A 24,468-nucleotide genomic window follows, 5' to 3' on the forward strand; every position below is an offset into this window, starting at 1 on the left:
TCCGCCAGTCCGCGTATTATCGGCATCCCGTTGTGGTTCGCGCGGTGCGACGAACGGGTGACGGATCGACGAGGATCAACATGAAACGCGATTGGATTTTTCGCGGTGCGGGCTGGGCGGCGGCGCTGTGCGTCGCGCTGCTGACCGGCTGCACCAGCTACGTGACCACCCAGGTCACGGCCTTCTCCGACTGGAGCGGCAGCGACGCGACGCGCACCTATGCGTTCACGCGCACGGACGCGCAGAAGAACAGCATCGAGCAGTCGACCTACGAGCCGATCGTCGCGAACGAGCTGTCCGCGTACGCGTTCCGGCAGGTGCCGCAGTCGCAGGCCCGCTATCTCGTCGGGCTGACCTATGCGGTCGGCAGCGATCTCGTGACGGTGCCGCAGCCGGTCTACTACGATCCGTGGTTCGCGCCCGGGCCGTACTGGCGGCGCGGGCCGTGGAATCCCTGGGGCCCGTGGGGGCCCTGGGGGCCGATGCCGGCCGGCTATGTCGCGCAGACGTACCAGGTGTTCGACTACATGCTCGGTATCCGCATCACCGAGCGCGCGACCGGCAAGGAGGTCTACAACGTGTCCGCGCGCACGACCGGCGACAACGGCACGCTGCTGTACGCGATGCCGTTCCTCGCGCGCAGCGCGCTCGCCGATTTCCCGTTGTCGAACGGCGCGGTCCGCTCGGTTCGGCTGCCGGTCGACAAGCGCGGCGGGCCGGCGGCGCCGGCCGCCAACGAGCGCGCGGTGCCGGCGGCGCCCGCCTCGGGTGCGGCCGTCGCGAAGTAAAGCGGCATCCACTCCGGCGCGGCCGCCCGGCCGCGCCAGCCACCTTCCTTTCCGTCAGACCCCGATACCCAGCAGCGCCAGCGCGCCGAGCACGACGAACAGCACAGCTGCGATCCCGTGCACGAGCTTCGTCGGCAGACGATGCGCGAAGCGGTCGCCGAGCAGGATCGCCGGCACGTTCGCGAGCATCATCCCGAACGTCGTGCCGGCCACGACACCGATGTAGTCCTGGAAGCGCGCGGCCAGCGCGACGGTCGCGATCTGCGTCTTGTCGCCCATTTCCGCGAGGAAGAACGCGACGAGCGTCGCGCCGAACACGCCGAGCCGCGAGCGGGTCGCATTGGCTTCGTCCTCGTCGAGCTTGTCCGGTACGAGAATCCACAGCCCCATCGCGATGAACGAGAACGCGAGCGCCCAGCGCATGATCGACGGCGTGACGAGCGCGCCCAGCCATTCGCCGAGCGCGCCGGCGAAACCATGGTTGACGAGCGTCGCGACGAGCACGCCGAGAATGATCGGCACCGGCTTGCGATAGCGCGCGGCCAGCACGAGGGAAAGCAGTTGGGTCTTGTCGCCGATTTCAGCGAGGGCGACGGCGCCGGTGGAGATCAGGAAGGCTTGAGACACGAATGGGGTTCCGCGGGCCGTTGTTGTGCGTGCGAGCGACGATCCACCGCGCGCCGGGCCCTGATGCGGCGCGCAGTGAACCATCGGTCTCGCCAGGCCAACGTGGCTGCGTCCGCCATGGCCGAACGGCCAAGTCTGTTGACGGACGCCTCCGTCACGATGCACGCCGGGGGCGCGGGACATCGAGCGGAGCGGCTACTCCCCAATGAGCGGCGCATTCTAGCACGGCGCGTTGCGCGCCGGAAAGCAGCCGGGCCGCCGTGCGGCGCACTGAAGCGGCTTCGATTGCCGACATGCACGGCGGCGAAGCTGCCGCGCGTGTCGGAACGTGCCGGCCGCGGGTCGTTACGCGGCGGCCGGGCGGCGCGCGGCGCCGCGTTCGTGCACGAGTTCGCCGGCCGCGTAGGTGCGGTATACCGCGCGGTCGTCGCCGAGCAGCGCGAACGCGAACAGCAGTTCCTCGAGCGACTCCGCGCGCTTCGTACGGCGCGCGAGCAGCGGCGTCGCCTGCGGATCGAGCACGACGAAGTCGGCTTCGGTGCGCGGCTTGAGCGTGCCGACCGTGTCGGCGAGGTCGAGCGCCTGCGCGGCGCCGGCCGTCGCGAGCCAGAACATCCGCGTGGCGGTCAGGTGGTGGCCCGACAGCCGCGCGACCTTGTGCGCCTCGTTCATCGTCTGCAGCATCGAGAACGACGTGCCGCCGCCGACGTCGGTCGCGAGCGTGACGGGCACGTCGTGTTCGCCGGCCTTGTCGAAGTCGAACAGCCCGCTGCCGAGGAAGAAGTTCGACGTCGGGCAGTGCGCGACGACGGTGCGCGTCTCGGCCATCCGGCGGCGATCCTCGTCGTCGAGGTGGATGCAGTGACCGTACACCGCGCGCGGACGCAGCAGCCCGTAGCGGTCGTAGATGTCGAGATAGCTGCGATGGCCGGGGAACAGCTCGGCCACCCATTTCACCTCGTCGACGTTTTCCGCGACGTGGCTCTGCACGAACACGTCCGGATGGCGGCGCGCGAGTTCGCCGCACGCCTCGAGCTGCGCCTCGGTCGACGTCGGCGCGAAGCGCGGCGTGAGCGCGTACATCTGGCGGCCCTTGCCGTGCCAGCGGTCGATCAGCTCGGCGCTGTCGTCATAGCCCGACTGCGCGGTGTCGCGCAGGAATTCGGGGCAGTTGCGGTCCATCAGCACCTTGCCCGCGATCATCCGCAGGTCGCGCGCGTCGCTTGCGGCGAACAGCGCATCGGCCGATTGCTTGTGCACCGTGCAGTAGACGAGTGCGCTCGTCGTGCCGCACGCAAGCAGTTCGTCGACGAAGAAGTCGGCGACTTCACGCGCATGCTCGGGGTCGCCGAACTGGCGCTCGGTCGGGAACGTGTACTTGTCGAGCCACGGCAACAGGCCCGGCGCCGGCGACGCGATCATGTCCGTCTGCGGATAGTGGATGTGCGTGTCGATGAAGCCGGGCACGATCAGCTTGTCGCGCAGGTCGTGGACCACCGCATCGCGCGCGAGCGTCGCGGCGAGCGCCGCATACGGGCCGATCGCGACGACCTTGCCGTCGTCGACGATCAGGAGCCCGTCGGTCTCGTGGTTCGCGGCCTGGCTCGATTGCGCCGGGTCGCCGTTGAAGGTCAGCAGCTGGGAACGGAAAGCGGTTTGCGTCATGACGAATGGTCCTGCATCAAGGTAAGGCGAACAGAAGAAAGCGATCGGCGCAGCACGGCGGCGGGACGGTGCGTCGCGAGCGGCAGCGGCACGCGGCGTGCGGCGCGGCCGGCGGCGATGGCATGGGCGAACGTGGCGGCCGAAGCCGCCCGCAAGTGGTTGCCCGCGCACCTCGCGGCCGTTGCACCCGCATCCGGTGCGGCGGCGAACGGCACGGCCAGCCGCGACGGCCGGTGCGCACAAGCGTCGACACACGGCGCCGTCGCGCCGCATGCACGCAGCCCACCGGCCCGGGGCCAGGCCGAACCGGTGAGCGCGAAGCGGATGCCGTTGCCGTGTTTCATCTGTCTAGCGTTCCTCGATGCGGGCCGTCACGCCGCCTGCCAGTACGCGTCGAGGCGCGCGTACAGTGCGTCGCGCTGCGCCGGTTCGATGAACGACGCCTCGAAGCCGTTGCGGATCACCGCATGGACTTCGGCATCCGTGAGTTGCAGCCCTTCGGCCGTCGCGAAGTAGTTTTCATTGACGTAGCCGCCGAAATAGGCCGGATCGTCGGAGTTGATCGTCACCGCGACGCCGCGGTCGAGCAGCGCCTTCAGCGTGTGCTTCGCCATGTCGTCGAACACGCACAGCTTCAGGTTCGACAGCGGGCAGACGGTGAGCGCCGTGCGCGATCGGGCGAGGCGTTCGACGAGCGCGGCATCCTCGATGCTGCGCACGCCGTGGTCGATCCGGTCGACCTTCAGCACGTCGAGCGCTTCGTAGATGTAGGCGGGCGGGCCTTCCTCGCCCGCATGCGCGACGAGCTTCAGCCCGAGTGCGCGGGCCTTCTCGAACACGCGCGCGAACTTCGTCGGCGGATGGCCGAGCTCGGACGAATCGAGGCCCACGCCGATCAGGCGATGACGATAGCGTTCGAACAGCGGCAACGCGGATTCGAACGTCGCGAGCGCGTCCTCTTCCGACAGGTGGCGCAGGAAGCACAGGATCAGCTTGCTCGACAGCCCGCGTCGTTCGGCATCGGCGAGCGCGCGCTCGATGCCCGCGACGACCGTCTCGATCGGCACGCCGCGCTCGGTGTGCGTCTGCGGGTCGAAGAACAGTTCGGTGTGGACGACGTTGTCGGCGAGCGCGCGTTCGCAGTACGCGGCCGTCATGTCGTAGAAATCCTGCTCGGTGAGCAGCACGCTCGCGCCGGCGTAGTAGATGTCGAGGAACGATTGCAGGTCGGTGAACGCATACGCGGCGCGCAGCGCATCGATCGAGTCGTAAGCGAGCTTCACGCCGTTGCGCTGCGCGAGCGCGAAGATCAGTTCGGGCTCGAGCGAGCCTTCGATGTGGATGTGCAGCTCCGCTTTCGGCGCGCGGGCAATCTTGTCCTTGAATGTCGGGGTCATGGCGTCGTTCTTGGTCGGTCAGTAGGTAGGGGAAGCCTGCGCGGACGCATTCGCCTCGACGGCCTGCAGCAACTGCGCGGCCACCGAGATCGCAATCACTTCGGGCGCCTTGTCGATGATGCCTTCGACACCGATCGGGCAGCGCATCCGCGCGACCTGGGCCGGGTCGATGCCGATCGCGGCGAGCCGGTGATCGAACTGCACGCGCTTCGTGTGCGAGCCGGTCATCCCGAAGTACGCATAGTCGCCGCGTCGCAGGATGCGCTCGGCCAGCACGAAATCGAGTGCATGGTCGTGCGTCATCACGACGAAGTAGGACTGCGGCGGCGCGGCGTCGACCGCGTCCGCCGGGGACGCAGCCGCGTCGATCACGAGGTTGCCGATATCCGCGAGCGCGTCGGCCGGCGGGAACACCGCATCGGGCCCGTCGATCCAGCGCACCTGGCACGGCAGCGTCGCCAGCACCTTCACGAGCGCGGTGCCGATGTGCCCGGCGCCGAACAGCACGACGGGGAACGCATACGGCGCGATCGTCTCGGTCATCAGCGATACGCCGCCGGTTTCCCACAGCAGGCAGTCGGCACGCGCGGCTTCCGATTCGGGCTCGCTCAACAGCGGCGCGCCCGGCGAGGGGCCGAATGATACGCTACGCACGGTCGCGGCGCCGGCCGCGACGCGCTTCGCGAGCGACATGATCCAGCCGAGATCGCCGACGTCGAGCCGCTCGAACGCGAGCACCACGGCGCCGCCGCAGCACTGGCCGAGACTCGGGCCGAGCGCGAGCCGCTCGAGCCGGCGGGCGTGCGGCACGTGCGCGCCGTCCTTCAGCAGGTGCCGCGCGATCTCGATCGCCTTCCATTCCAGATGACCGCCGCCGATCGTATGGCGGGCCGTGTCGCGCGTGACGAGCATCTTGGTGCCGGCTTCGCGCGGCGCGGAGCCGTCGGTGTGCGCGACCGTCACGAGCACGGCCGCTTCGCCGTGCGCGAGCAGTTGCTGCAGATCGCCGAGCCAGGCTTCCATCAGCACGCTCCGTTCGGGACGACGCGGCACGACACGCGGCGCGGGCTGGCGGGCGCGGCGGCAACGAGGACGGACGGGAGCGGGGCCGGCCGGCTGCAGGGCCGATGCCGTGCGGTGGCCGCGGACTGACGGCGTGCGCGTACGGCGCCGCCGGACGCGCGGACGCCATGAGGGTGACGGATGCGGATGGTTTGCGTTGTCATGATGAATCCAGTCGACATTGCGGATCGGGCGCGCGTTACGCAGGGAGCGGTGAGACCGCCTGGCCTCGCGCACGTAGATCGCCATCCAGTCCCGAAGATAGCACCGCCACGCGGCCGGAACATGGCCGGGCGGTGATCCGGGCTATCAGGAGGCGATCATGTCGATCATAGGCCCGCCGCGCGGGATCGGGGGACGATGCATGCACATCGGGCCGAAACGCATGCGTGGCGGGGCGGGGGCGCGGCAATCGCGCGACACGCGTTCGCCCGGAAATCCAGGCGACGGCGGGGTAGGTGTTTACGCGCGGCGGCCGGGCAGGGCCGCCGGAGGCGTCGGCTGCAGCCGGGTGACGACTTGCCGGCGGCGCGCGGCCCGTTCGGCGGGGCCGCGCAGGCCATGGGCCAAAACGCGGCCGGCCGGTCAGCCCGCGAGCTTGCGGCGATGGCGCCAGAGGCTCGCGACGACCGCGACCAGGATCACGGCGAAGCCGATCAGCGCCCAGCCGGGCAGCAGGATGCCGAAGATCGGCGGGTAGACGGTCTCGCACAGCCCGGCGACCTTGAACATGCCGGGGAACCACTGCGCGGGCGGCAGGCTGTCGACGATCGGCTGCAGCGTGTCGAAGCCGCAGCTGAAGCCCGGATTCATCTGGATCGACAGGTGCCGTGCGGCCGTGCCGACACCGCCGGCCGCGGCGATCGCGATCAGCAGCTCGAGTACCCAGACGCCGCGCCAGTTGCGGATCCCGGCAGCCAGGAACGCGAAGATCCCGATCGCGCAGAAGAAGTAGCGCTGGATGATGCACAGCGGGCACGGGTCTTCGTTCTTCACGTACTGCAGGTACAGCGCGCCGGCCAGCAGGGCGATGCACACCCATCCGAGCAGCATCAGCAGGCGGCGTTCGCGGCGTAGTGCAAGCGTGTAGTCGTTCATGTCGGCGGGGTTCCTCGTCGGTCGGTCCGGAAAACAATCGCGCGATTTTAGCGCGAACGGTCTGGCACGAAACTGACAGCGCGCGTGCGGCACCCTGCCGCACCGCGCTCGGTCCGCCGACGATCGGCGGGCGCGGTCAGCGGATCGTGTTCAGCACGGCCTCGACCGACTGGCCGATCGCGAGCAGCGCGTCGTCGCGATGCGGCGCCGCCGCGAGCATCAGGCCGACCGGCGCTGCGTCGCGCGGATGGCACGGCAGCGACAGCCCGCACGCATCGAGGAAGTTGAACGCGCTCGGGTTGCGCAGGATCAGCGCGTTGGTGCGCGTGAACGCGTCGTCGTCCGTTTCGAGTTCGGCGATGCGCGGCGGCACGACCGGCACCGTCGGCGCGACGAGCGCGTCGAAGCGCGCCCAGACCGTGTGCGCGGCTTCGTCGAGCATCGCGGCGCGCGCGGCGAGCAGGTCGAGATAGTCGGCGGCGCTCGCGGGTTCGCCCTTCAGGATCCGCGTCAGCACGCGCGGGTCGTACTGGTCGCGATGCGTGGCGAGCAGCGGACGATGCCACGCGTACGCCTCGATCGGCGAGAAGCCGAAACGGTTGATCTCCGGCAGCCGGTCGAGCGCGGGGAAGCGCACTTCGGTGACGATCGCGCCGGCGGCTTCCAGATGCTTGAGCGCGGTGTCGAGCGCGGCCGCGACGTCGGCATCGACGCCGTCCGTCACGTAGTTCGTCAGCACGCCGAGCCGTACGCCTTCGAGCGGCCGGGCGGCCGGCACGTGCGGCTCGAGCCCCGCCAGCATCCGGTCGACGAGCGCGCAGCACGCGACCGTGAGGCCGATCGGGCCGAACGAGTCGAGCGTCGTCGACAGCGGCACGCCGCCTTGCGTCGGAATCCGGCTCGCGGTCGGCTTGAAGCCCGTGAGCCCGCACAGCGCGGCCGGGATGCGGATCGAGCCGCCGGTGTCGGTGCCGAGCGCGACGGCGGCCATCCCGTCGGCGACCGACGCGGCCGCCCCCGACGACGAGCCGCCCGAAATCCGCGCGTCGCCCGGCACGTCGCGGTGGTACGGCGAGCGCGGATTGCCGAAGTGCGGATTCAGCCCGAGCCCCGAGAACGCGAATTCGCTCATGTTGGTGCGGCCGACCAGCACCGCGCCCGCGCGCTTGAGCCGCGCGACGGCGACCGCATCGGTGCGCGCGGCCGGTGCGCCGTCGAGCACGCGCGAGCCCGCGCGCGTCACCTGGCCCGCGACGTCGAACAGGTCCTTGACCGATACCGGAATGCCCGCGAGCGGCGACAGCACGGTGCCCGCGGCGCGCAGCCGGTCGTGCGCGTCGGCGGCCGCGCGGGCGTTGTCGGCATCGACTTCGGTGAAGACGACCGCGCCCTGGCCCGCCGGATCGGCGATCCGGTCGAGCGCGGTGTCGACGAGCGCGCGGCTCGTGGTCCGGCCGGCGGCGAGGTCGGCGGCGAGCTGGGCGAGCGGGGGGAACGGCGTGAAAGTGGTCATGGCGGCTCAGGGGCGAAGATGTTGGACAAGCGTGGAGCGGAACGAATCGATGTGGCTTTCGACGGCTGCGCGCGCACCGGCGGCGTCGCGGGCGGACAGCCGGTCGAACAGCGCGCGGTGCTCGTGCTGGACGTCGGCGAGATGGTGCGGTTCGGACAGCGTGACGAACCAGAAGCGCAGCGAGCGCTCGTGCAGCGCGCGCAGGATGTCGGCGAGCACCGCATTGCGCGCGGCCGCGGCGATCGTCTGGTGAAACGCGCGGTCGAGCTCCATCATGCCTTCGACGTCGTGCGTGTCGACGCAGGCCTGCCCGTCGTCGAGCAGCGCGGCCAGGTGCGCGAGATCGTCGGGTGTCGCATGGCGCGCGGCGAGTTCGGCGCAGTGCGCTTCGTTGATGCGCCGCACGTCGATCACCGCGACGATGTCGTCGAGCGACAGCGGCTGCACCATCAGGCCCTTGCGCGGCATCACGGACAGCAGCCCTTCGAGCACGAGCCGATGCACGGCCTGGTGCACCGGCGTGCGGCCGATCCCGGTGCGTGCGACGAGGTCGGCTTCGTTGAGCGCGGCGCCCGGCTTCAGGCGCATCGTGATGATGTCCCGCTGGATCAGCGCGTACGCGCGCTCGGCAAGGCTGGCCGGCGATGCGGCGGGGCGGTCGCGTGCGACGTCGGTCAGCGTACTCATGCGGGCGGCGGCAGCGGGGCCGGAGGGGGCGCGATCATGACGCGGAGGCTCGGAAAGCGTGGACGATCTCTGGATATTATTGTGATATATCACGGATGTCCACTGGGGAAGATATCGGGAAAGCCGGTGCCGGCGCGTGAGCGGAGCCGCCCCGCGGCACGACTTGCCACCGACTTGCAACAATATCGACAGGATGTTGCAGGTTTGCCGCGCGATCGTGCACTGAAGCATAATGAATCTTCGTCAATCCATACGCGCGAGCGACGTACCAGACCATCGTCATGAGCGAAACCACGCCTTCCCCGGCCGGTCTGCCCGGCACCTCTTCCGCTTCTTCCGATTCCCCCCGCCCCGATCCGGCGAAAACGCCCGATGCGCCGGCCACGCAGGCCGCCGCGCACAACGTCGCCGACGACGGCGCGTCGCCCGTCACGGCCGCGTCCGAGCCGGGCGCGCCCGGTGCGGCAGGCGCCGTAGGCGATGGCGCTGCCGCAGCCGCGCCGCCGAAGCCCGGCGCGCCGCCGCCCGGATTCGGCGCGCAGCCCGATTTCGACACGCCGCGGCCGCCGCCCGCGAACGCGCAGAATGCGCCGCCGGCCTACCTGAAGCAGAGCGACACGCCGTGGTCGGTGTTCGGCCGGATCGTCGCGGCGCGCGCGCGGCGGCTGTTCGACCGCGCCGGCCAGCGCATCACGCAGCGCACGCTGCGCATCGGCGTGTCGGCGCGGATCTTCCATCCGGAGCCGGGCGCGAAGGGGCTGCGCGGCAAGACGCTGCAGTATCTCGAGGAATCGATCGCTCACTGGGTGATGTCGCGCGACGTGCTCGTGTTCATGATTCCGACCGTCGGCCATCAAGGCATGATCCATCCGAGCAACATCCGCCTGCGCGATTACGCGAAGCATCTCGACGGCCTGCTGCTGCAAGGCGGCGCCGACGTGTCGCCGCAGACCTACGCGGCGTCGGATGCGCGTCCCGAATGGCCCGGCGATCGCGTGCGCGACATGTACGAGCTCGAGCTGCTGCACGAATTCGTCGAGTCCGGCAAACCCGTGCTCGGCGTGTGTCGCGGCTGCCAGCTGATCAACGTCGCGTTCGGCGGCTCGTTGTACCAGGACATCGCCACCGACGTGCCGACCGCGAATGCGCACGTGAGCGAGCATTACGACCAGCATCGTCACGCGATCCGCTTCCCCGACTCGTCGACGCTCGCGAGTATGTTCCCGGGGCGCAGCGAAGCGATCGTCAACTCGATTCACCACCAGGCGATTCGCGATCTCGGCCGCGATCTGAACATCGAGGCCGTATCGGCCGGCGATGGAATCATCGAAGGCATTCGCCATCGGCGCTCGCCGTTCGTCGTCGGCGTGCAGTGGCATCCGGAGTTCCATCGCGCGGGCGGCTCGGAACTGCTCGACTGCACGCCGCTGCTCGATGCGTTCCTGCGCGCGGCGCGTGAAACGCGTCTGTAGCACGCCGCATTTTCCGTGTTGCACGAAGGCCGGCCGCATCCCGATAAATTCGAGATGGGGCCGTTTCGTTTTGAACGATAATCGCGAGTTCCGATTCGTTCGCCGGAGTCTGACGTTGGTTTTCCGAAACTTTTCCCCTGCACGATGCGCAACGTGGATCGTTGCGCTGGTTGCCTGCGCGCAAGCGGGCGCGGCCTGGTCCGCCGACGCGAGCGCACCTGTTGCCGGCACGCGTCCGGCGGTCACGAGCCTGAGCGGCGGCGCGTCATCGGCGGCATCGGGCGCGGTCGCGACGGACGCCGCCGCACAAGGCAACGTCGCCGAGCTGACGCAGATGCTGCACGACGGCCGGATCGTCGAGATGCGCACCACGTACAACGGCAGCTACGGCGCGAGCCTGATGTTCGATCCGCGCGAGATGACGTATTACGTCGCGCTGTTCCAGGACAAGAACCTGTGGCGCGTGATCCGTTCGCAGGAAAAGAATCGCGCGGAGACGGTGTACGCGAACTTCGTGCAGCAGACCGCGCAGCTCGCCGATATCGAGATCCGCCAGACCGAGCTGCAGGCGCAGAAGGCATTTCTCGAGCGCGTGATCGCGCTGCAGGCGAATCGTGCGCAACAGTTGCAGGCCGATCTGAGCGTCGCGCGCAGCCAGCAGGCCGAAGTCGCGCAGCGGCAGAAGTCGGCGCAGGAGCAGGCGCAGGCGCTGCAGGTCGAGAAGCGGGCTGCGCAGTTGCAGTTGCGCGATCTGCAGGAGCAGGTGCGGCAACTCGAGAGACAGACCGAGACAGGGCTGCCCGCGCACAAGTAACGGTTCGTCGAACGGACGGAGCGAGACGAGCGAAAACCCGGCGAAGCGATCTTCGCCGGGTTTTTTATTGCGCGGGCGTCAGTGCGTGAACGCGTCCGGCGTGTCGGTCACGCGGCGGTGCGACAGTTGCGACGTCCAGTCGAAACCGGCCGCGCTCGGGTGTGCCGGGCGGGCCGGCTGCGTGGCGCGCAGCGCGTTCGCCATTGCGATCAACGTGGCCGGATCGTCGAGCGAGCCGCGTGCATCGCGCGTGTTGGCGATGCGCGGCGGTGGAGCGAGTCGATCGCGTGTGCCGGTGCCGGCCGCGTCGCGCGGGATCGGCGGATGCGCAGCGAGCCGCGGCACGACCGGTGTGCGGGTCGGTGACTTCGTCGTGCGCAGGCCGGTTGCTCGACGTGGTGAAGCAGGCGTGACGTGCCGCACGTCGGCCGTTGCTTGCGGGTGAAGCGTTGCCGGTCGAAGCGCGACGCGGTGCCTGGCTGGCGGCGATTCGACCGTGTGCGCGACGGGCGTCGCCATCTTGTGCTGCGGCATGACGCGCGTCGATGTATCCGGCTGTGCCGAGGCGACACGTATCGAGCCGGTCGATGTCGTGACGTGATCGGACGTACGGCCGGTCGCTTGAATCGCATGCACGGGCCCGAAACCCGCAGGCGGGTCGTACGTGCCGATCAGCCAGCCGATGATGCCGAGCGCGCCGATGCTCCAGCAGACCGCGTACATCGCGCGCCGGTCGCGAGGGCGGCGCGCGGGATGGCGCAACCACCGGGCAGGGGCCGCAGCCGGCGCGACAGCCCGCCCGCCCGAAGCCGGCAGCGCGGCCGCCGGTAGCGGTTGCCACCGGCATGCGCGGTGCGGCGAGCCGACATCGACGCAGGACGTCGTCAGGGTCGCGAGGCCGTGCTTGCCGGGCCGTGCGCCGGGTGCGCCGAGAAACCGCCATTCGCGGCCGAACGGCGGGACGTGATCGAGCGGATTGACGCGCGGGCGGGCGAGCGCGCCTTCGATCGGAACGAGGGGCGATGGGGTCATGAAAGGGGTACACCGTGCGATACGGGCAACCGTGCCGGCGCGCCGCGGAAATGTCGTTGCAAATCGTGACATTGTGGTCAGCCGGCGAAGGCAGGTCGATCAGATCAATCTGATTCTTGTGCCCGTTTGAGGGCGACTGGTACGAGGTGGGTGCCGCGACAGCCGGGACGGGCGCGCCACAAGGCAAATGTCGGCCTGGCGTGGCATGATTCGCGAATCATGCCGGCGGCGCGTCGTTACGCGCCGTGCCGTCGGCGGGCAGCGATGCCCGTGCGCGCGGGTCAACCCGGCGCGTCGCGCATCGCCGGATTCATGCGGCGCGGTATTCGCGCCATCCGAGCTGAGCGAGAAAACATGTCCACAGCGTCCCCTGCCATTGCGCAGGAATCGAAAGTCCGCACCGTCTTCCGGGTGGTCAGCGGCAATTTCCTGGAAATGTACGACTTCATGGTCTACGGGTATTACGCGTCGGCTATCGCGAAAACGTACTTTCCGAGCGGCAACGCCTTCGCATCGCTGATGCTGTCGCTGTCGGTATTCGGCGCGGGTTTCCTGATGCGGCCGGTCGGCGCGATCGTGCTCGGCGCGTACATCGACCATCACGGCCGCCGCAAGGGGCTGATCCTGACGCTCGGGCTGATGGCGATCGGCACGCTCACGGTGGCCGCGATACCGGGCTATGCGACGATCGGCGTGCTCGCGCCGGTGCTCGTGCTGCTCGGCCGGCTGTTGCAGGGCTTTTCGGCGGGCGTCGAGCTCGGCGGCGTGTCGGTCTACCTGTCGGAAATCGCGACGAAGGGGCACAAGGGGTTCTATACGTCGTGGCAGTCGGGCAGCCAGCAGGTGGCCGTCGTGTTCGCCGCGTTCGTCGGTGTCGTGCTGAACCGCGCGCTGCCGGTCGAGGAAATGACCGCGTGGGGCTGGCGCATTCCGTTCCTGATCGGCTGCCTGATCGTGCCGTTCCTGTTCCTGATCCGCCGGTCGCTGAAGGAGACCGACGAATTCCTGGCGAAGCGTCACCGTCCGACGATGGGCGAGATCATGCGCTCGATGCTCGACAACTGGGGCGTCGTGGTGGCCGGCATGGGGATGGTGATCATGACGACGGTGTCGTTCTACATGATTACCGCCTATACGCCGACCTTCGGCAAGGAAGTGCTGCACCTGTCGTCGCTCGATGCGCTGATCGTGACCGTCTGCGTCGGGATCTCGAACCTCGTGTGGCTGCCGCTGTCCGGTGCGTTGTCCGACCGCATCGGCCGCCGCCCGGTGCTGATCGCGTTCACCGTGCTGACGCTGCTGTCGGCTTACCCGGCCGTGCTGTGGCTCGTCGGCGATCCGTCGTTCCTGCGGCTGCTCGCGGTCGAGCTGTGGCTGTCGTTCCTGTACGCGTCGTACAACGGGGCGATGGTCGTCGCGTTGACCGAAGTGATGCCGGCCGACGTGCGTACGGCCGGCTTTTCGCTCGCGTACAGCCTGGCCACGACGATCGGCGGCTTCACGCCGGCGATCTCGACGCTGCTGATCCACCAGACGGGCAACAAGGCGGCGCCGGGGCTGTGGTTGAGCGTGGCCGCGATCTGCGGCTTGATCGCGACGCTCGTGCTGTACCGCACGGCCGACGCGCGCAACCAGTACAAGTCGGCCTGACGGCGGCAGGGCTAGCGCGCGGCGTCGGCCGCGCATCACATCGAAACAGGGAGCGCGATGCGCTCCCTGTTTCGATTGCGGTCATGCTTCGCGCAGCAGGTCGGCCACCGCAGCCGCCACGTCGCGCCACGCGCCCGGTGCAGGCTGGCGCGCGATCCTGGCCCGCGGATACCACGGGCAGTCGTCGCCGGTGAACCAGCGCCAGTCGGCGGCGAACGGCAACATGACCCACAGTGGCTTGCCGAGCGCGCCCGCGAGGTGCGCGACCGCCGTGTCGATCGTGACGACGCCGTCGAGGCGCTCGATCAGCGCGGCCGTATCGGCAAAGTCGTTCAGCCGGCCGTCGAGACGATGCACGCGCGGATGCGCGTCGACGCGCGCCCGTTCGTCGTCGTCGAGCGCGGGCTGCAGCACGATCCAGTCGATGTCCGGCAGCGCGAGCAGCGGCGCGAGCGCGTCGAACGGCATCGAGCGGTTTTCCTGCGCCTGGCGGCGTCCCGACCAGGCCAGGCCGAACTTGCGCTTCGACTGCCCGCCGAGCGAGCCGCGAAAGCGCCGGCGGGCGCCGTCGGGGGCGTCGAGGTAGCGCGAGCCGGCGATGTCGTCCGGCTGAAGCCCGAGCAGGAACGGCAGGCTCATCAGCGTGCAGGCGACGTCCGCGGCAGGCGGCTTCGCGGCGCCCTGCGCGACGAGCGTCACGCGCCAGCGCGACGCGGCCGGCGCCAGCAGCGCGACGAGCTCCGGCTGGACTTCGAGGACGACGCGCGCGCAGCGTGCGCGGACCAGCGGCACGAAGCGGACGAACTGCAGTGTGTCGCCGAACCCCTGTTCCGCGCGGATCAGCAGTGTGCGCGACGCAATCGGCTCGCCCTGCCAGCGCGGCAGCGTGCCGAGCGGCGTCGCGCCGGGCGTCTCGTGGCGCGCTTCGTAGGCGGGCAGGCCGCGCGTGAAGTCGCGCAGTGTCAGCAGCGTGACCGCGCGGTGCAGCCGCGCGAGCGTGAGATCGGGCGCGACGCGCAGCGCCTGGTCGTATGCGCGCAGCGCCATCTCGTGCGCGCAGAGCGCGTGATGCGCGTTGCCGAGATTCAGCCACGCGAGCCCGAACGACGGATCGAGCCCGACGGCGCGTTCGTAGTAGGGCAGCGCGTCGCGGTGGCGCGCCTGCGCGCAGAGCGCATTCGCGAGCCCGAACAGCGCGAGCGGAAACGGCGGATGCAGCGCGAGCGCGGCTTCGAATGCCGCGGCCGCCTCGGCATGCCGGCCGACCGCATCGAACGTATTGCCGAGATTGAAATGCGCGGCGACGAACCGCGGCTGCGCGGCGATTGCGGCCTGGAAGTGTGCGATCGCATCGTCGGCGCGCCCCATCGCGTTCAGCGCCATCGCGAGGTTGTTGTGCGCGCCCGCGTGCCCGGGCCGGAGCTCGAGCGCGCGACCGAACGCGGCGAGCGCGTCGTCGTGGCGGCCGAGCGCGTTCAGCGCGTTGCCGAGATTGTTGTGGATCGACGCGTCGTCGGGCGTGAGCCGCAGCGCGCGGCGGAAGGCGTCGATCGCATCGTCGTGGCGCTGCAGCGCCGCATACGCGTTGCCGAGGTTGTAGTGCGCGAGCGGAAATTCGGGCGCGAGCGTCAGCGCGTTGCGAAAGCGGTCGATCGCTTCGTCGAGCCGGCCGAGGGCTTTCAGCGCGTTGCCGAGATTGAGCTGCAGCGCCGCATCGTCCGGACGCAGCGCGACGGCGCGGCCGACGAGATCGGCCGCCTCGGCGTGCTGGCCCTGCTGGTGCCGCAGCACGCCGAACAGGTGCAGCGCGTCGGCGTCGGCGGGGTTGGAGGCGAGCGCGTTGCGATAGCCGTGCTCGGCCTCGGCGAGGCGGCCCGCACGGTGTGCGGCGTACGCCTGGTCGAATGCGGAATCCATGACGCGAAAACTGGCGGAAAGCGCGTATTTTCCCACACCGCGCGGCGGGGCCGCGGATCGGCCGGTCGGCATATGGCCCCGTCACGCGGAGCGGCGTAGACTTGCATGATCGCGTGTCATCGAGGTCCTCATGGCTGACACACTGTCCGATATCCCGCCCGTGCTGATCGTCGGCGCGGGACCGACCGGCCTTGCCGCGGCGATGAGCCTCGCGCGGGCCCACGTGCCGGTGCGCATCATCGATCGTCTCGTCGCGCCCGCGCCGTTTTCGCGTGCGATCGGCATCCAGGCGCGCACGCTCGAACTGCTGGAGCAGCATCGCGCGGTCGAGCCGTTTCTCGCGCTCGGTCATCGCGCGCATGCGGCCGAGCTGCATGCCGACGGCCGCGTGATCGCGCGGCTCGATTTCGATCCGCTGCAAACGCGCTATCCGTATCTGATGTTCCTCGACCAGAGCATCACCGAGCGGCTGCTCGCCGAGCATCTGGCCGGGATGGGCGTGAGCGTCGAGCGCGGTACGTCGCTGACCGCCTGCGACGCGGGCGGCACGTCGCTCGACGTGACGCTTCGCCGCGCCGACGGCCGCGACGAGTCGTTCACGCCGTCGTACCTGATTGCGGCCGACGGCGCGCACAGCACGGTCAGGCATCTGCTCGGCCTGGGCTTTGCCGGGCATGCGTTCGAACAGACGTTCCTGCTTGCCGATTTCGCGGCGATACCCGACTGGCCGGACGAAGAGATCCGCCTGTTTACGACATCCGCGGGCATCGCGGGCCTGTTTCCGATGGGGGGCGGTCGTTACCGGCTCGTCGCGGACCGGCCGCCCGGCAGCGATGCGTCGCCTGACGCGCCGGCGCCGTCGCTCGACGAATGCGACGCGATCATCCGCGCGCGCGTCGGCGCATCGATCGCGCCGAGCGATCTTGCATGGTCGTCCTATTTCCACCTGCACAGCCGGATGGTCGACCGGCTGCGTCACGGCCGCGTGTTCTTCGCGGGCGACGCCGCGCACGTCCACAGCCCGGCCGGCGCGCAGGGCATGAACACCGGCATCCAGGAGGCGTTCAACCTGGGCTGGAAGCTCGCCCGCGTCCTCCGTGCAGGCGCGCCCGAGCGATTGCTCGACACGTATCACGCGGAGCGCCACCCGATCGAGCGCGACGTGTTGCGGCAGACCGGTTTCGTCACGCAGGTCGTCGGAGCCGAGCGCGGCGCGATGAAGCTGCTGCGCGATCATGTCGTGCCGCTGCTGGCGTCGTTCGGGCCGATGCGCGACGCGGTCAGGCGCACGGTCAGCGAGCTCGGCGTGCAGTACCGGAAGAGTCCGCTCACGCTCGAGCGCGTGCTCGACGGCGGCCCGCGCGCCGGCGAACGCGCGCCCGATGCACTCGTGCACGTGCTCGACGGGCCGCTCGGTCGCGCGCCTGGCACGGCGCGGTTATACGATCTTCACGATCCGGCGAGCTTCACGCTGTTGCTGCTGGAAGAGCCGGTGAATACCGACGCCGGCGAGGTACCGCCGATCTCGGCCGACGCGCAGGTGCTCGTGCAGGGGCTCGAACGGATCATGCCGGAAGCGGTGCGCGTGTGGCGTGTCGCCGATGCCGAAGGCGACGGGGCGGCGGGGCTCGCGCAGGAATACGGCCGCTCGCGGCCGTCGTTCTATCTGCTGCGGCCCGACGGCTATGTCGCCGCGCGCGGGCGTACGGCAACCGACGCGAACGCGTTGCTGCGCCACTGCGAAAGCTGGTTCGCGGGCATGTCGGTGTCCGCGTAGCCGCGCTCAGGCCGGCGCCGCCGCGGGGACGAGCGCCGCGCGATGCGTGGCGATCGCGTCGCGCACGATCGGCGCCGCGCGTTGCCCGGCTTCGCTCGACGGATCGTCGAGCGCGGCGAGGAATGCGCGACGCATCCGCGGCTCCCAGAAGCGCCGGATATGCTCGGCGATCCCGGTCAGCGCTTCGTCGCGATCGGGCATCGATTCGAAGAATGCGCCGATCTGGTTGGCCATGTCGATCAGGTGGTCGTTGTCCATGGTTGCCTCACTTGCCTGTCGTCACGGCGGCCGGCGCGGCGGCGCGGCGCTCGAGCAGATCGAGCTGCTCCGTGTTGAAGCGCGCATACGAGCGCTGCCAGTCGGACGGTTGCGCAACCGGCATCACCTGCACGGCCGTCACCTTGTATTCGGGGCAGTTCGTCGCCCAGTCGGAACTGTCCGTCGTGATCACGTTCGCCCCCGATTCAGGGAAGTGGAACGTCGTGTACACGACGCCCGGCTGCATGCGGTCGGACACCCGCGCGCGCAACACGGTCTGACCGGCACGCGACTCGATGCCGACCCAGTCGCCGGTCCGGATCCCGCGATCTTCCGCGTCGTGCGGATGGATCTCGAGGCGATCCTCTTCATGCCACTGAACGTTCTCGGTCCGGCGCGTCTGCGCGCCGACGTTGTATTGCGACAGGATGCGGCCCGTCGTCAGGATCAGCGGATAGCGCTGCGTGACCTTCTCCGGCGTCGGAATGAACTTGGTGATCACGAACCGGCCCTTGCCGCGCACGAACGTGTCGATGTGCATGGTCGGCGTGCCGTCCGGCGCCTGTTCGTTGCACGGCCATTGAATGCTGCCGAGCGCGTCGAGCTTCTCGTACGACACGCCCGAGAAGGTCGGCGTGAGCCGCGCGATCTCGTCCATGATTTCCGACGGATGCGTGTAGTGCATGTCGTAGCCGAGCGCCTGCGACAGCAGCAGCGTGACTTCCCAGTCCGCGTAGCCCGCGAGCGGCGGCATCACCTTGCGCACGCGCGAGATCCGGCGTTCCGCATTCGTGAACGTGCCATCCTTTTCGAGGAACGTCGAGCCCGGCAGCAGCACGTGCGCGTATTTCGCGGTTTCGTTCAGGAAGATGTCCTGCACGACGATGCATTCCATCGCGGACAGTGCGGCCGCGACGTGCTGCGTGTTCGGGTCCGACTGGACGATGTCCTCGCCCTGGCAGTAGAGCCCCTTGAAGCTGCCGTCGAGCGCCGCGTCGAACATGTTCGGGATGCGCAGCCCCGGCTCCGGCTGCAGCGTGGCCGACCACGCCTGCTCGAACTGCGTGCGCACGACCGTGTCACCGATGTGACGGTAGCCGGGCAATTCGTGCGGGAACGAGCCCATGTCGCACGAACCCTGCACGTTGTTCTGGCCGCGCAGCGGATTGACGCCGACGCCTTCGCGGCCGACGTTGCCGGTCGCCATCGCGAGGTTGGCGATGCCCATCACCGTCGTCGAGCCCTGCGCGTGTTCGGTGACGCCCAGGCCGTAGTAGATCGCGGCGTTGCCGCCCGTCGCATAGAGGCGCGCGGCCTCGCGCACTAACTCGGCCGGCACGCCCGTCACGTCGGCGGTCGCCTCGGGCGAATTGTCGGCCTGCGCGACGAAGTCGCGCCATTGCTCGAACGCGCGCGTTTCGCACCGCTCGGCGACGAATGCGTCGGCCACCAGCCCTTCGGTGACGATCACATGCGCCAGCGCATTGACGATCGCGACGTTGGTGCCCGGGCGCAACTGCAGGTGGTGCGTGGCCTTCACGTGCGGACCGTCGACGACGTCGATGCGGCGCGGGTCGATCACGATCAGCTTCGCGCCTTCGCGTACGCGCCGTTTCAGTCGCGAGCCGAATACCGGATGGCCGTCGGTCGGGTTCGCGCCCATCACGACGATCACGTCGGCCTGGCCGACCGATGCGAACGTCTGCGTGCCGGCCGATTCACCGAGCGTCGTCTTGAGGCCATAGCCAGTCGGCGAGTGGCACACGCGTGCGCAGGTATCGACGTTGTTGTTGCCGAACGCGGCGCGCACGAGCTTCTGCACGAGATAGGTTTCCTCGTTCGTGCAGCGCGACGACGTGATGCCGCCGATCGAATCGCGGCCGTATTTCTGCTGCAGCTTGCGGAATTGCGTCGCCGCGTAGATGAGGGCTTCTTCCCAGCTCACTTCGCGCCACGGGTCGGTGATCTTCTCGCGGATCATCGGCTTCGTGATGCGGTCCTTGTGCGTCGCATAGCCCCACGCGAAACGTCCCTTCACGCAGGCGTGGCCTTCGTTCGCGAGACCGTTCTTGTGCGGCGTCATGCGCACGACCTGCGTACCCTTCATCTCGGCCTTGAACGAGCAGCCGACGCCGCAGTACGCGCAGGTCGTGACGACCGAGTGTTCGGCCTGGCCGAGTTGCACGACGGATTTTTCCTGCAGCGTGGCCGTCGGGCAGGCAGCGACGCACGCGCCGCACGACACACATTCCGACGCCATGAACGATTCGCTTTCGCCGGCGGCGACGCGCGATTCGAAGCCGCGCGCGGCGATCGTCAGCGCGAACGTGCCCTGCGTTTCCTCGCACGCGCGCACGCAGCGGTTGCAGACGATGCACTTCGACGGATCGTACGTGAAGTACGGATTCGATTCGTCCTTCGTGTCCTTCAGGTGATTCGCGCCATCGAAGCCGTAGCGCACTTCGCGCAGCCCGACCACGCCGGCCATGTCCTGCAGCTCGCAATCGCCGTTGGCGGGGCAGGTGAGGCAGTCGAGCGGATGGTCGGAGATGTACAGCTCCATCACGTTGCGGCGCAGCGACTGCAGCCGGTCCGACTGCGTGCGCACCTTCATGCCGGCCTCGGCGGGCGTCGTGCACGACGCCGGATAGCCGCGCCGGCCTTCGATCTCGACGAGGCACAGCCGGCACGAGCCGAACGGTTCGAGCGAATCGGTCGCGCAGAGCTTCGGGACGTTGACGCCGGCTTCGATCGCCGCCCGCATCACCGACGTGCCGGCCGGCACCGTGACCGGCTGGCCGTCGATTTCGAGCGTGACGTCGGTGTCGGCATGCCGTTGCGGCGTGCCGTAGTCGGTTTCGTCGAATGGGTCGAATGCGCGCGCCTGCGCGGCGCTCTTGCACGCGCATTGGCCCGAGCCGCAGCCGCCTTGGCGGACGTTGTTCGTGTCGAGGGACATGCAGGGCTCCTTCTGGGTCAGGCCGCAGCCTTGACCGGGCCCGACGCGGCATCCTTGCCGGCTGCGAGCCCGAAATCTTCGGGGAAATGGTCGAGCGCGGACAGCACCGGGTACGGCGTCATGCCGCCCATCGCGCACAGCGAACCGGCGAGCATCGTGTCGCACAGGTCGCGCAACAGCGTGACCTGCCGCTCCGACGTGTCGCCGTCGCGAATCCGCGCGATCGTCTCAACGCCGCGCGTCGAACCGATCCGGCACGGCGTGCACTTGCCGCACGATTCGATCGCGCAGAACTTCATCGCGTACTCGGCCAGCTCGGCGAGATTCGACGTGTCGTCGTGCAGCACGATGCCGCCGTGGCCGACGACCGCGCCGATCGCCGTGTACGCCTCGTAGTCGAGCGGCACGTCCCACTGATGGTCGGGCAGGTAGGTGCCGAGCGGGCCGCCGACCTGCGCGGCGCGAGCCGGCCGGCAGCTGGCCGTGCCGCCGCCGAAGTCGAACAGCAGCTCGCGCAGCGTGACGCCGAACGCAAGCTCGACGAGGCCGCCGTGACGGATGTTGCCCGCCAGCTGGAACGGCAGCGTGCCGCGCGAGCGGCCCATCCCGTAATCGCGATAGTACGCGGCGCCGCGCGCGAAGATCACCGGCGCCGTCGCGAGCGTGATCACGTTGTTGATGACGGTCGGCTGGCCGAACAGGCCCGCGAGCGCGGGCAGCGGCGGCTTCGCGCGCACGACGCCGCGCTTGCCCTCCAGCGATTCGAGCAGCGCCGTTTCCTCGCCGCACACGTACGAGCCCGCGCCTTTCGCGACGTGCAGCTCGAACGCATGCGCGGAGCCGAGCACGTGCTCGCCGAGCCAGCCGGCTTCACGCGCGCGGACGATCGCGGCTTCGAGCGTGGCGATCGCGTGCGGGTATTCGCTGCGCACGTAGATGTAGCCGACCGTCGCGCCGGTGGCGACGCCCGCGATGATCATTCCTTCGATCAGGCAGTACGGATCGCACTCCATCAGCAGGCGGTCGGAGAACGTGCCCGAATCGCCTTCGTCCGCGTTGCAGACGATGTATTTCTGCGCGGCGCGTGCTTGCCGCACGGTACGCCACTTGATGCCGGCCGGGAACGCTGCGCCGCCGCGGCCGCGCAGCCCCGATTCGATCAGCGTTTCGCAGGCGGCATCGCCGTCGAGCGCCAGTGCGTTCTTCAGGCCGGCGAGGCCGCCGTGTTGCAGATAGTCGTCGATCGACAGCGGATCGGTCAGGCCGATGCGCGCGAACGTGAGTCGCTGCTGGCGAGCGAGGTAGGGCAGTGCGTCGACGAGGCCGACACTGCTCGGATGCGTGCCGCCGTCGAGCCAGTTGGCGTCGAACAGGGCCGGCACGTCGGCGGCCGACAGGTTCGCATAGCCGACGCGGCCCGCGGCCGTCCCGACCTCGACGAGCGGTTCGAGCCACAGCAGCCCGCGCGAACCGTTGCGAACCAGTTCGATCGCGACGCCGCGCCGTTCGGCTTCGGCCACGATCGCGGCGGCGAGCGCGTCGGCGCCGAGCGCCAGCGCGGACGAATCGCGCGGAACGTAGATGCGGGTCGTCATGCCAGCTCCTGCGTGTGGGCGACCGCGTCGGCCAGCAGCGCGTCGAACTTCTCCGGCGTGACCTTCGCGTGGAGCACGCCGTTGACCGTCATCGACGGCGATTGCGCACATAGCCCGAGGCAGTAGACCGATTCGAGCGCGACGTCGTCCGGCGCGTGGGGCGCGGCGGCATCGCCGTGCGCGGCATCGAACCGGCAGCCCGTGCGGGCTTCCGCATGAGCGGCGAGCGTTTCGCAGCCCATGCTGCGGCACGCTTCGGCACGGCACATCTGGATCGTCACGCGCGCGGGCGGCGCGGTGCGGAAATGGTGGTAGTAGGTCAGCACGCCGTGCACTTCCGCGCGCGACAGGTTCAGCGCTTTGGCGAGCGGCGCGACGCAGCCCGGCGGCACGTAGCCCGCGTCGTCCTGGATCGCGTGCAGGATCGCGACGAGCGACCGGCCGGCGCGCGCATGGCGCCCGACGAGCGCGTCGGGCGCAGGGGAATTCGGGGACATCGGTTATGCTCCTCCAAAGTCTCATATGCGCTCGAAATTCATATAGTGCGCATCGGGACTTCGTTCTGATTGATTTTGACCAACGATAAGCGGAAGATTTCGCGGTCGCAATAGGAAATCGGAGTACATAATTGATTCGGATCGAATGCGACGCGTATCTGACCGTACGCGACACGGAAGGCCGCTCGGCCAGTCTGTCCGAGGTCGCGCCGCTGCTGGAGCTCGTGGCCGATACGGGCAGCATTGCACAGGCCGCGCAAGCGAAGGGACTGTCGTACCGGCACGCGTGGGGCATGCTGCGCGCGCTGGAGTCGTGCATCGGCGGGGAATTGATCGAAACCGCACGCGGCAAGGGTTCGACGCTGTCGGCGCTCGGGCAGGTGGTCGTCGATGCGCAGCGTCTGGCGCGCAGCCGCCTCGACGGGAACCTGCGTACGCTGGCGGCCGAGGTGGCCAGCGAGCTCAACCGGCGGCTCGCGCAGCGCGATGGCGCCGTGCGCATTCATGCGTCGCACGGTTACGCGGTCGCGGCGCTCGTCTCCGCGCTCGTCGATGCGCAGGCGGCCGTCGACATCAAGTATCGCGAGAGCGTCGAGGCCGTGCAGGCGCTCGTCCGCGGCGAATGCGACCTCGCCGGCTTTCATTTGCCGCGCGGCGCGTTTCGCGCGCAGTGCGCGCAAATCTACCGGCCCTGGCTCGACGACACGCGCCACGTGCTGATTCATCTGACGCGCCGCCAGCAGGGGTTGTTCGTCCCGCGCGGCAATCCGAAGCAGGTCCGCGGGCTGGCGGATCTGGCACGCAACGACATCCGCTTCGTCAATCGCCAGCCGGGGTCGGGCACGCGCATGCTGCTGGATCTCGCGTTGCGCGCGATCGGCATCGATCCGGAGCGCATCGACGGCTATGCGTCGGCCGAACTCACGCATTCCGCGATCGCGGCGTTCGTCGCGAGCGGCATGGCCGATCTGGGTTTCGGTGTCGAGCCGGCCGCCCGTCATTTCGGGCTCGACTTCATTCCGGTCGTCGACGAGGACTATTACTTCGCCTGCGAGCGCGCCCGGCTCGATGTGCGGCCGCTCGCCGACGTGCTGGCGCTGCTGCGCGACGCACGGTTCGTCGAACGGGTCGCGCATCTCGACGGCTACGATCCGGCCGCGTGCGGCGCGCTGGAGTGCATCGCGACCGGGCTGGCCGGCAGCGACGGCGCGAGCGCGTCTGACGGCAATTCCCGGTAACGAAGACGCGATCGAACCGCGCTGCAGCAGTGGGGGATTTGCGCTACGCTTGCCGCTTGATCAACGTTCCAACAAGCACGCCGTTCAGGCGTCATCCGCCATGAAATTTTCCGTTCCCCTTGCCGCGGCAGCGTTGACCGCGGGGCTGCTGGTCGTCGCTTCGCCGTTTGCGTTCGCGCAGAATTCCCCGGGTGTGCCCGGCGGGATCCTGAGCGAACAGTTTCGCCTGAACGAACATCCGCAGATGCCTTTCGCGGCGTCGGCGCCGTCGCAGAAATACCAGGGCAGCAAGAAGTCGGCATTGCGCCGCAAGGGGGACCTGGGCGATCCGAACGGCTGCAACCTGAAGTGCCCGATGGATAGCCGGTAACGCGCAGGCTGTGTGTTTGCGCCCGGGTGGGGCGCCTGTCCTCTGGACAGCA

At 69.2% G+C, this 24,468-nt stretch carries 21 protein-coding genes and 1 riboswitch; of the genes, 7 read left to right on the plus strand and 14 right to left on the minus strand.

What is annotated here, in order from left to right:
- Positions 1–80 precede the first annotated feature (80 nt).
- Complete coding sequence (locus H0X90_RS13320; RefSeq protein ID WP_012492880.1) at positions 81–788, plus strand: DUF4136 domain-containing protein; 708 nt, start codon at positions 81–83, stop codon at positions 786–788.
- Between the two features lie 54 nt (positions 789–842).
- Here the strand turns inward: H0X90_RS13320 and H0X90_RS13325 are convergent, their stop codons facing one another.
- The 8 genes from H0X90_RS13325 to H0X90_RS13360 form a co-directional block, all read right to left on the minus strand.
- Positions 843–1,415 carry a TMEM165/GDT1 family protein gene (locus H0X90_RS13325; RefSeq protein ID WP_006482044.1) on the minus strand — a complete coding sequence of 191 codons (573 nt, stop codon included), beginning with the start codon at positions 1,413–1,415 and terminating at the stop codon, positions 843–845.
- Between the two features lie 78 nt (positions 1,416–1,493).
- Positions 1,494–1,634, minus strand: a riboswitch (yybP-ykoY riboswitch).
- 126 nt (positions 1,635–1,760) lie between these two features.
- Positions 1,761–3,080 (minus strand): guanine deaminase, encoded by a 1,320-nt coding sequence (gene guaD, locus H0X90_RS13330; RefSeq protein ID WP_062884693.1) that lies wholly within the window; start codon positions 3,078–3,080, stop codon positions 1,761–1,763.
- Positions 3,077–3,424: a hypothetical protein gene (locus H0X90_RS13335; protein ID WP_069352412.1), complete on the minus strand. Its 348-nt coding sequence runs from the start codon at positions 3,422–3,424 to the stop codon at positions 3,077–3,079. Before H0X90_RS13335 ends, guaD begins: the two co-directional genes overlap by 4 nt.
- 27 nt (positions 3,425–3,451) lie before the next feature.
- Positions 3,452–4,477, minus strand: a complete 1,026-nt coding sequence (locus H0X90_RS13340; protein WP_006482041.1) for an adenosine deaminase — start codon at positions 4,475–4,477, stop codon at positions 3,452–3,454.
- 18 nt (positions 4,478–4,495) lie between these two features.
- The gene (xdhC, locus tag H0X90_RS13345) at positions 4,496–5,500 is read right to left on the minus strand and encodes a xanthine dehydrogenase accessory protein XdhC (RefSeq protein ID WP_077190905.1); all 1,005 of its coding nucleotides are present in this window, start codon (positions 5,498–5,500) and stop codon (positions 4,496–4,498) included.
- Positions 5,501–6,124: 624 nt separating this feature from the next.
- Positions 6,125–6,637 (minus strand): disulfide bond formation protein B, encoded by a 513-nt coding sequence (locus tag H0X90_RS13350; protein WP_006489750.1) that lies wholly within the window; start codon positions 6,635–6,637, stop codon positions 6,125–6,127.
- A gap of 136 nt (positions 6,638–6,773) precedes the next feature.
- On the minus strand, positions 6,774–8,150 hold the full coding sequence (locus tag H0X90_RS13355) for an amidase (RefSeq protein ID WP_077056107.1): 1,377 nt from the start codon (positions 8,148–8,150) through the stop codon (positions 6,774–6,776).
- A gap of 6 nt (positions 8,151–8,156) precedes the next feature.
- The gene (locus tag H0X90_RS13360) at positions 8,157–8,837 is read right to left on the minus strand and encodes a GntR family transcriptional regulator (protein ID WP_058902085.1); all 681 of its coding nucleotides are present in this window, start codon (positions 8,835–8,837) and stop codon (positions 8,157–8,159) included.
- A 281-nt stretch (positions 8,838–9,118) separates the two neighbouring features.
- Between H0X90_RS13360 and H0X90_RS13365 the strand changes: the two genes are divergently transcribed.
- A complete protein-coding gene (locus tag H0X90_RS13365) occupies positions 9,119–10,309 on the plus strand; it encodes a gamma-glutamyl-gamma-aminobutyrate hydrolase (protein WP_006496556.1) in 1,191 nt (396 codons plus the stop codon).
- 115 nt (positions 10,310–10,424) lie between these two features.
- Positions 10,425–11,123 carry a DUF2968 domain-containing protein gene (locus tag H0X90_RS13370; RefSeq protein ID WP_077190904.1) on the plus strand — a complete coding sequence of 233 codons (699 nt, stop codon included), beginning with the start codon at positions 10,425–10,427 and terminating at the stop codon, positions 11,121–11,123.
- 78 nt (positions 11,124–11,201) lie between these two features.
- On the opposite strand, the gene H0X90_RS13375 is transcribed toward H0X90_RS13370, so the two are convergent.
- A complete protein-coding gene (locus H0X90_RS13375; RefSeq protein ID WP_171984177.1) occupies positions 11,202–12,155 on the minus strand; it encodes a hypothetical protein in 954 nt (317 codons plus the stop codon).
- Between the two features lie 354 nt (positions 12,156–12,509).
- Between H0X90_RS13375 and H0X90_RS13380 the strand changes: the two genes are divergently transcribed.
- On the plus strand, positions 12,510–13,805 hold the full coding sequence (locus H0X90_RS13380) for an MFS transporter (RefSeq protein ID WP_048985860.1): 1,296 nt from the start codon (positions 12,510–12,512) through the stop codon (positions 13,803–13,805).
- Positions 13,806–13,886: 81 nt separating this feature from the next.
- Here H0X90_RS13380 and H0X90_RS13385 read toward each other — a convergent pair whose 3' ends face one another.
- A complete protein-coding gene (locus H0X90_RS13385) occupies positions 13,887–15,794 on the minus strand; it encodes a tetratricopeptide repeat protein (RefSeq protein ID WP_043205431.1) in 1,908 nt (635 codons plus the stop codon).
- 58 nt (positions 15,795–15,852) lie between these two features.
- Here H0X90_RS13385 and H0X90_RS13390 point away from each other — a divergent pair, with 58 nt between their 5' ends.
- Positions 15,853–17,499, plus strand: coding sequence for an FAD-dependent monooxygenase (locus H0X90_RS13390; RefSeq protein ID WP_059721545.1), 1,647 nt, complete (start codon positions 15,853–15,855; stop codon positions 17,497–17,499).
- A 6-nt stretch (positions 17,500–17,505) separates the two neighbouring features.
- On the opposite strand, the gene H0X90_RS13395 is transcribed toward H0X90_RS13390, so the two are convergent.
- The 4 genes from H0X90_RS13395 to H0X90_RS13410 are packed head-to-tail and all read right to left on the minus strand — an operon-like array spanning position 17,506 to position 22,808.
- A complete protein-coding gene (locus H0X90_RS13395) occupies positions 17,506–17,757 on the minus strand; it encodes a formate dehydrogenase subunit delta (protein ID WP_077190901.1) in 252 nt (83 codons plus the stop codon).
- A 7-nt stretch (positions 17,758–17,764) separates the two neighbouring features.
- Positions 17,765–20,716, minus strand: a complete 2,952-nt coding sequence (fdhF, locus tag H0X90_RS13400; protein WP_077190899.1) for a formate dehydrogenase subunit alpha — start codon at positions 20,714–20,716, stop codon at positions 17,765–17,767.
- A gap of 17 nt (positions 20,717–20,733) precedes the next feature.
- On the minus strand, positions 20,734–22,311 hold the full coding sequence (locus H0X90_RS13405) for an NADH-quinone oxidoreductase subunit NuoF (protein ID WP_077190897.1): 1,578 nt from the start codon (positions 22,309–22,311) through the stop codon (positions 20,734–20,736).
- Positions 22,308–22,808: an NAD(P)H-dependent oxidoreductase subunit E gene (locus H0X90_RS13410; RefSeq protein WP_034200858.1), complete on the minus strand. Its 501-nt coding sequence runs from the start codon at positions 22,806–22,808 to the stop codon at positions 22,308–22,310. The genes H0X90_RS13405 and H0X90_RS13410 overlap by 4 nt, the downstream gene beginning before the upstream one ends.
- Positions 22,809–22,939: 131 nt before the next feature.
- Here H0X90_RS13410 and H0X90_RS13415 point away from each other — a divergent pair, with 131 nt between their 5' ends.
- A complete protein-coding gene (locus H0X90_RS13415; RefSeq protein ID WP_077190896.1) occupies positions 22,940–24,046 on the plus strand; it encodes a substrate-binding domain-containing protein in 1,107 nt (368 codons plus the stop codon).
- Between the two features lie 100 nt (positions 24,047–24,146).
- Positions 24,147–24,416, plus strand: a complete 270-nt coding sequence (locus H0X90_RS13420; protein WP_006486884.1) for a hypothetical protein — start codon at positions 24,147–24,149, stop codon at positions 24,414–24,416.
- The last annotated feature ends 52 nt before the right edge of the window (positions 24,417–24,468 follow it).

It is taken from the genome of Burkholderia sp. 9775_39 (genome assembly GCF_015712225.1).
GTDB classification, from domain to species: Bacteria; Pseudomonadota; Gammaproteobacteria; order Burkholderiales; family Burkholderiaceae; genus Burkholderia; species Burkholderia cenocepacia.

What these genes read in the sequence shown, in the direction of transcription:
- H0X90_RS13410 (WP_034200858.1), bottom strand. Translation starts at nt 22,808, where the DNA reads ATGTCCCCGAATTCCCCTGCGCCCGACGCGCTCGTCGGGCGCCATGCG.
- guaD (WP_062884693.1), bottom strand. Translation starts at nt 3,080, where the DNA reads ATGACGCAAACCGCTTTCCGTTCCCAGCTGCTGACCTTCAACGGCGAC.
- H0X90_RS13320 (WP_012492880.1), top strand. Translation starts at nt 81, where the DNA reads ATGAAACGCGATTGGATTTTTCGCGGTGCGGGCTGGGCGGCGGCGCTG.
- H0X90_RS13385 (WP_043205431.1), bottom strand. Translation starts at nt 15,794, where the DNA reads ATGCCGACCGGCCGATCCGCGGCCCCGCCGCGCGGTGTGGGAAAATAC.
- fdhF (WP_077190899.1), bottom strand. Translation starts at nt 20,716, where the DNA reads ATGTCCCTCGACACGAACAACGTCCGCCAAGGCGGCTGCGGCTCGGGC.
- H0X90_RS13340 (WP_006482041.1), bottom strand. Translation starts at nt 4,477, where the DNA reads ATGACCCCGACATTCAAGGACAAGATTGCCCGCGCGCCGAAAGCGGAG.
- H0X90_RS13335 (WP_069352412.1), bottom strand. Translation starts at nt 3,424, where the DNA reads ATGAAACACGGCAACGGCATCCGCTTCGCGCTCACCGGTTCGGCCTGG.
- H0X90_RS13395 (WP_077190901.1), bottom strand. Translation starts at nt 17,757, where the DNA reads ATGGACAACGACCACCTGATCGACATGGCCAACCAGATCGGCGCATTC.
- H0X90_RS13375 (WP_171984177.1), bottom strand. Translation starts at nt 12,155, where the DNA reads ATGACCCCATCGCCCCTCGTTCCGATCGAAGGCGCGCTCGCCCGCCCG.
- H0X90_RS13420 (WP_006486884.1), top strand. Translation starts at nt 24,147, where the DNA reads ATGAAATTTTCCGTTCCCCTTGCCGCGGCAGCGTTGACCGCGGGGCTG.
- H0X90_RS13355 (WP_077056107.1), bottom strand. Translation starts at nt 8,150, where the DNA reads ATGACCACTTTCACGCCGTTCCCCCCGCTCGCCCAGCTCGCCGCCGAC.
- H0X90_RS13390 (WP_059721545.1), top strand. Translation starts at nt 15,853, where the DNA reads ATGGCTGACACACTGTCCGATATCCCGCCCGTGCTGATCGTCGGCGCG.
- H0X90_RS13365 (WP_006496556.1), top strand. Translation starts at nt 9,119, where the DNA reads ATGAGCGAAACCACGCCTTCCCCGGCCGGTCTGCCCGGCACCTCTTCC.
- H0X90_RS13350 (WP_006489750.1), bottom strand. Translation starts at nt 6,637, where the DNA reads ATGAACGACTACACGCTTGCACTACGCCGCGAACGCCGCCTGCTGATG.
- H0X90_RS13380 (WP_048985860.1), top strand. Translation starts at nt 12,510, where the DNA reads ATGTCCACAGCGTCCCCTGCCATTGCGCAGGAATCGAAAGTCCGCACC.
- xdhC (WP_077190905.1), bottom strand. Translation starts at nt 5,500, where the DNA reads ATGGAAGCCTGGCTCGGCGATCTGCAGCAACTGCTCGCGCACGGCGAA.
- H0X90_RS13360 (WP_058902085.1), bottom strand. Translation starts at nt 8,837, where the DNA reads ATGAGTACGCTGACCGACGTCGCACGCGACCGCCCCGCCGCATCGCCG.
- H0X90_RS13405 (WP_077190897.1), bottom strand. Translation starts at nt 22,311, where the DNA reads ATGACGACCCGCATCTACGTTCCGCGCGATTCGTCCGCGCTGGCGCTC.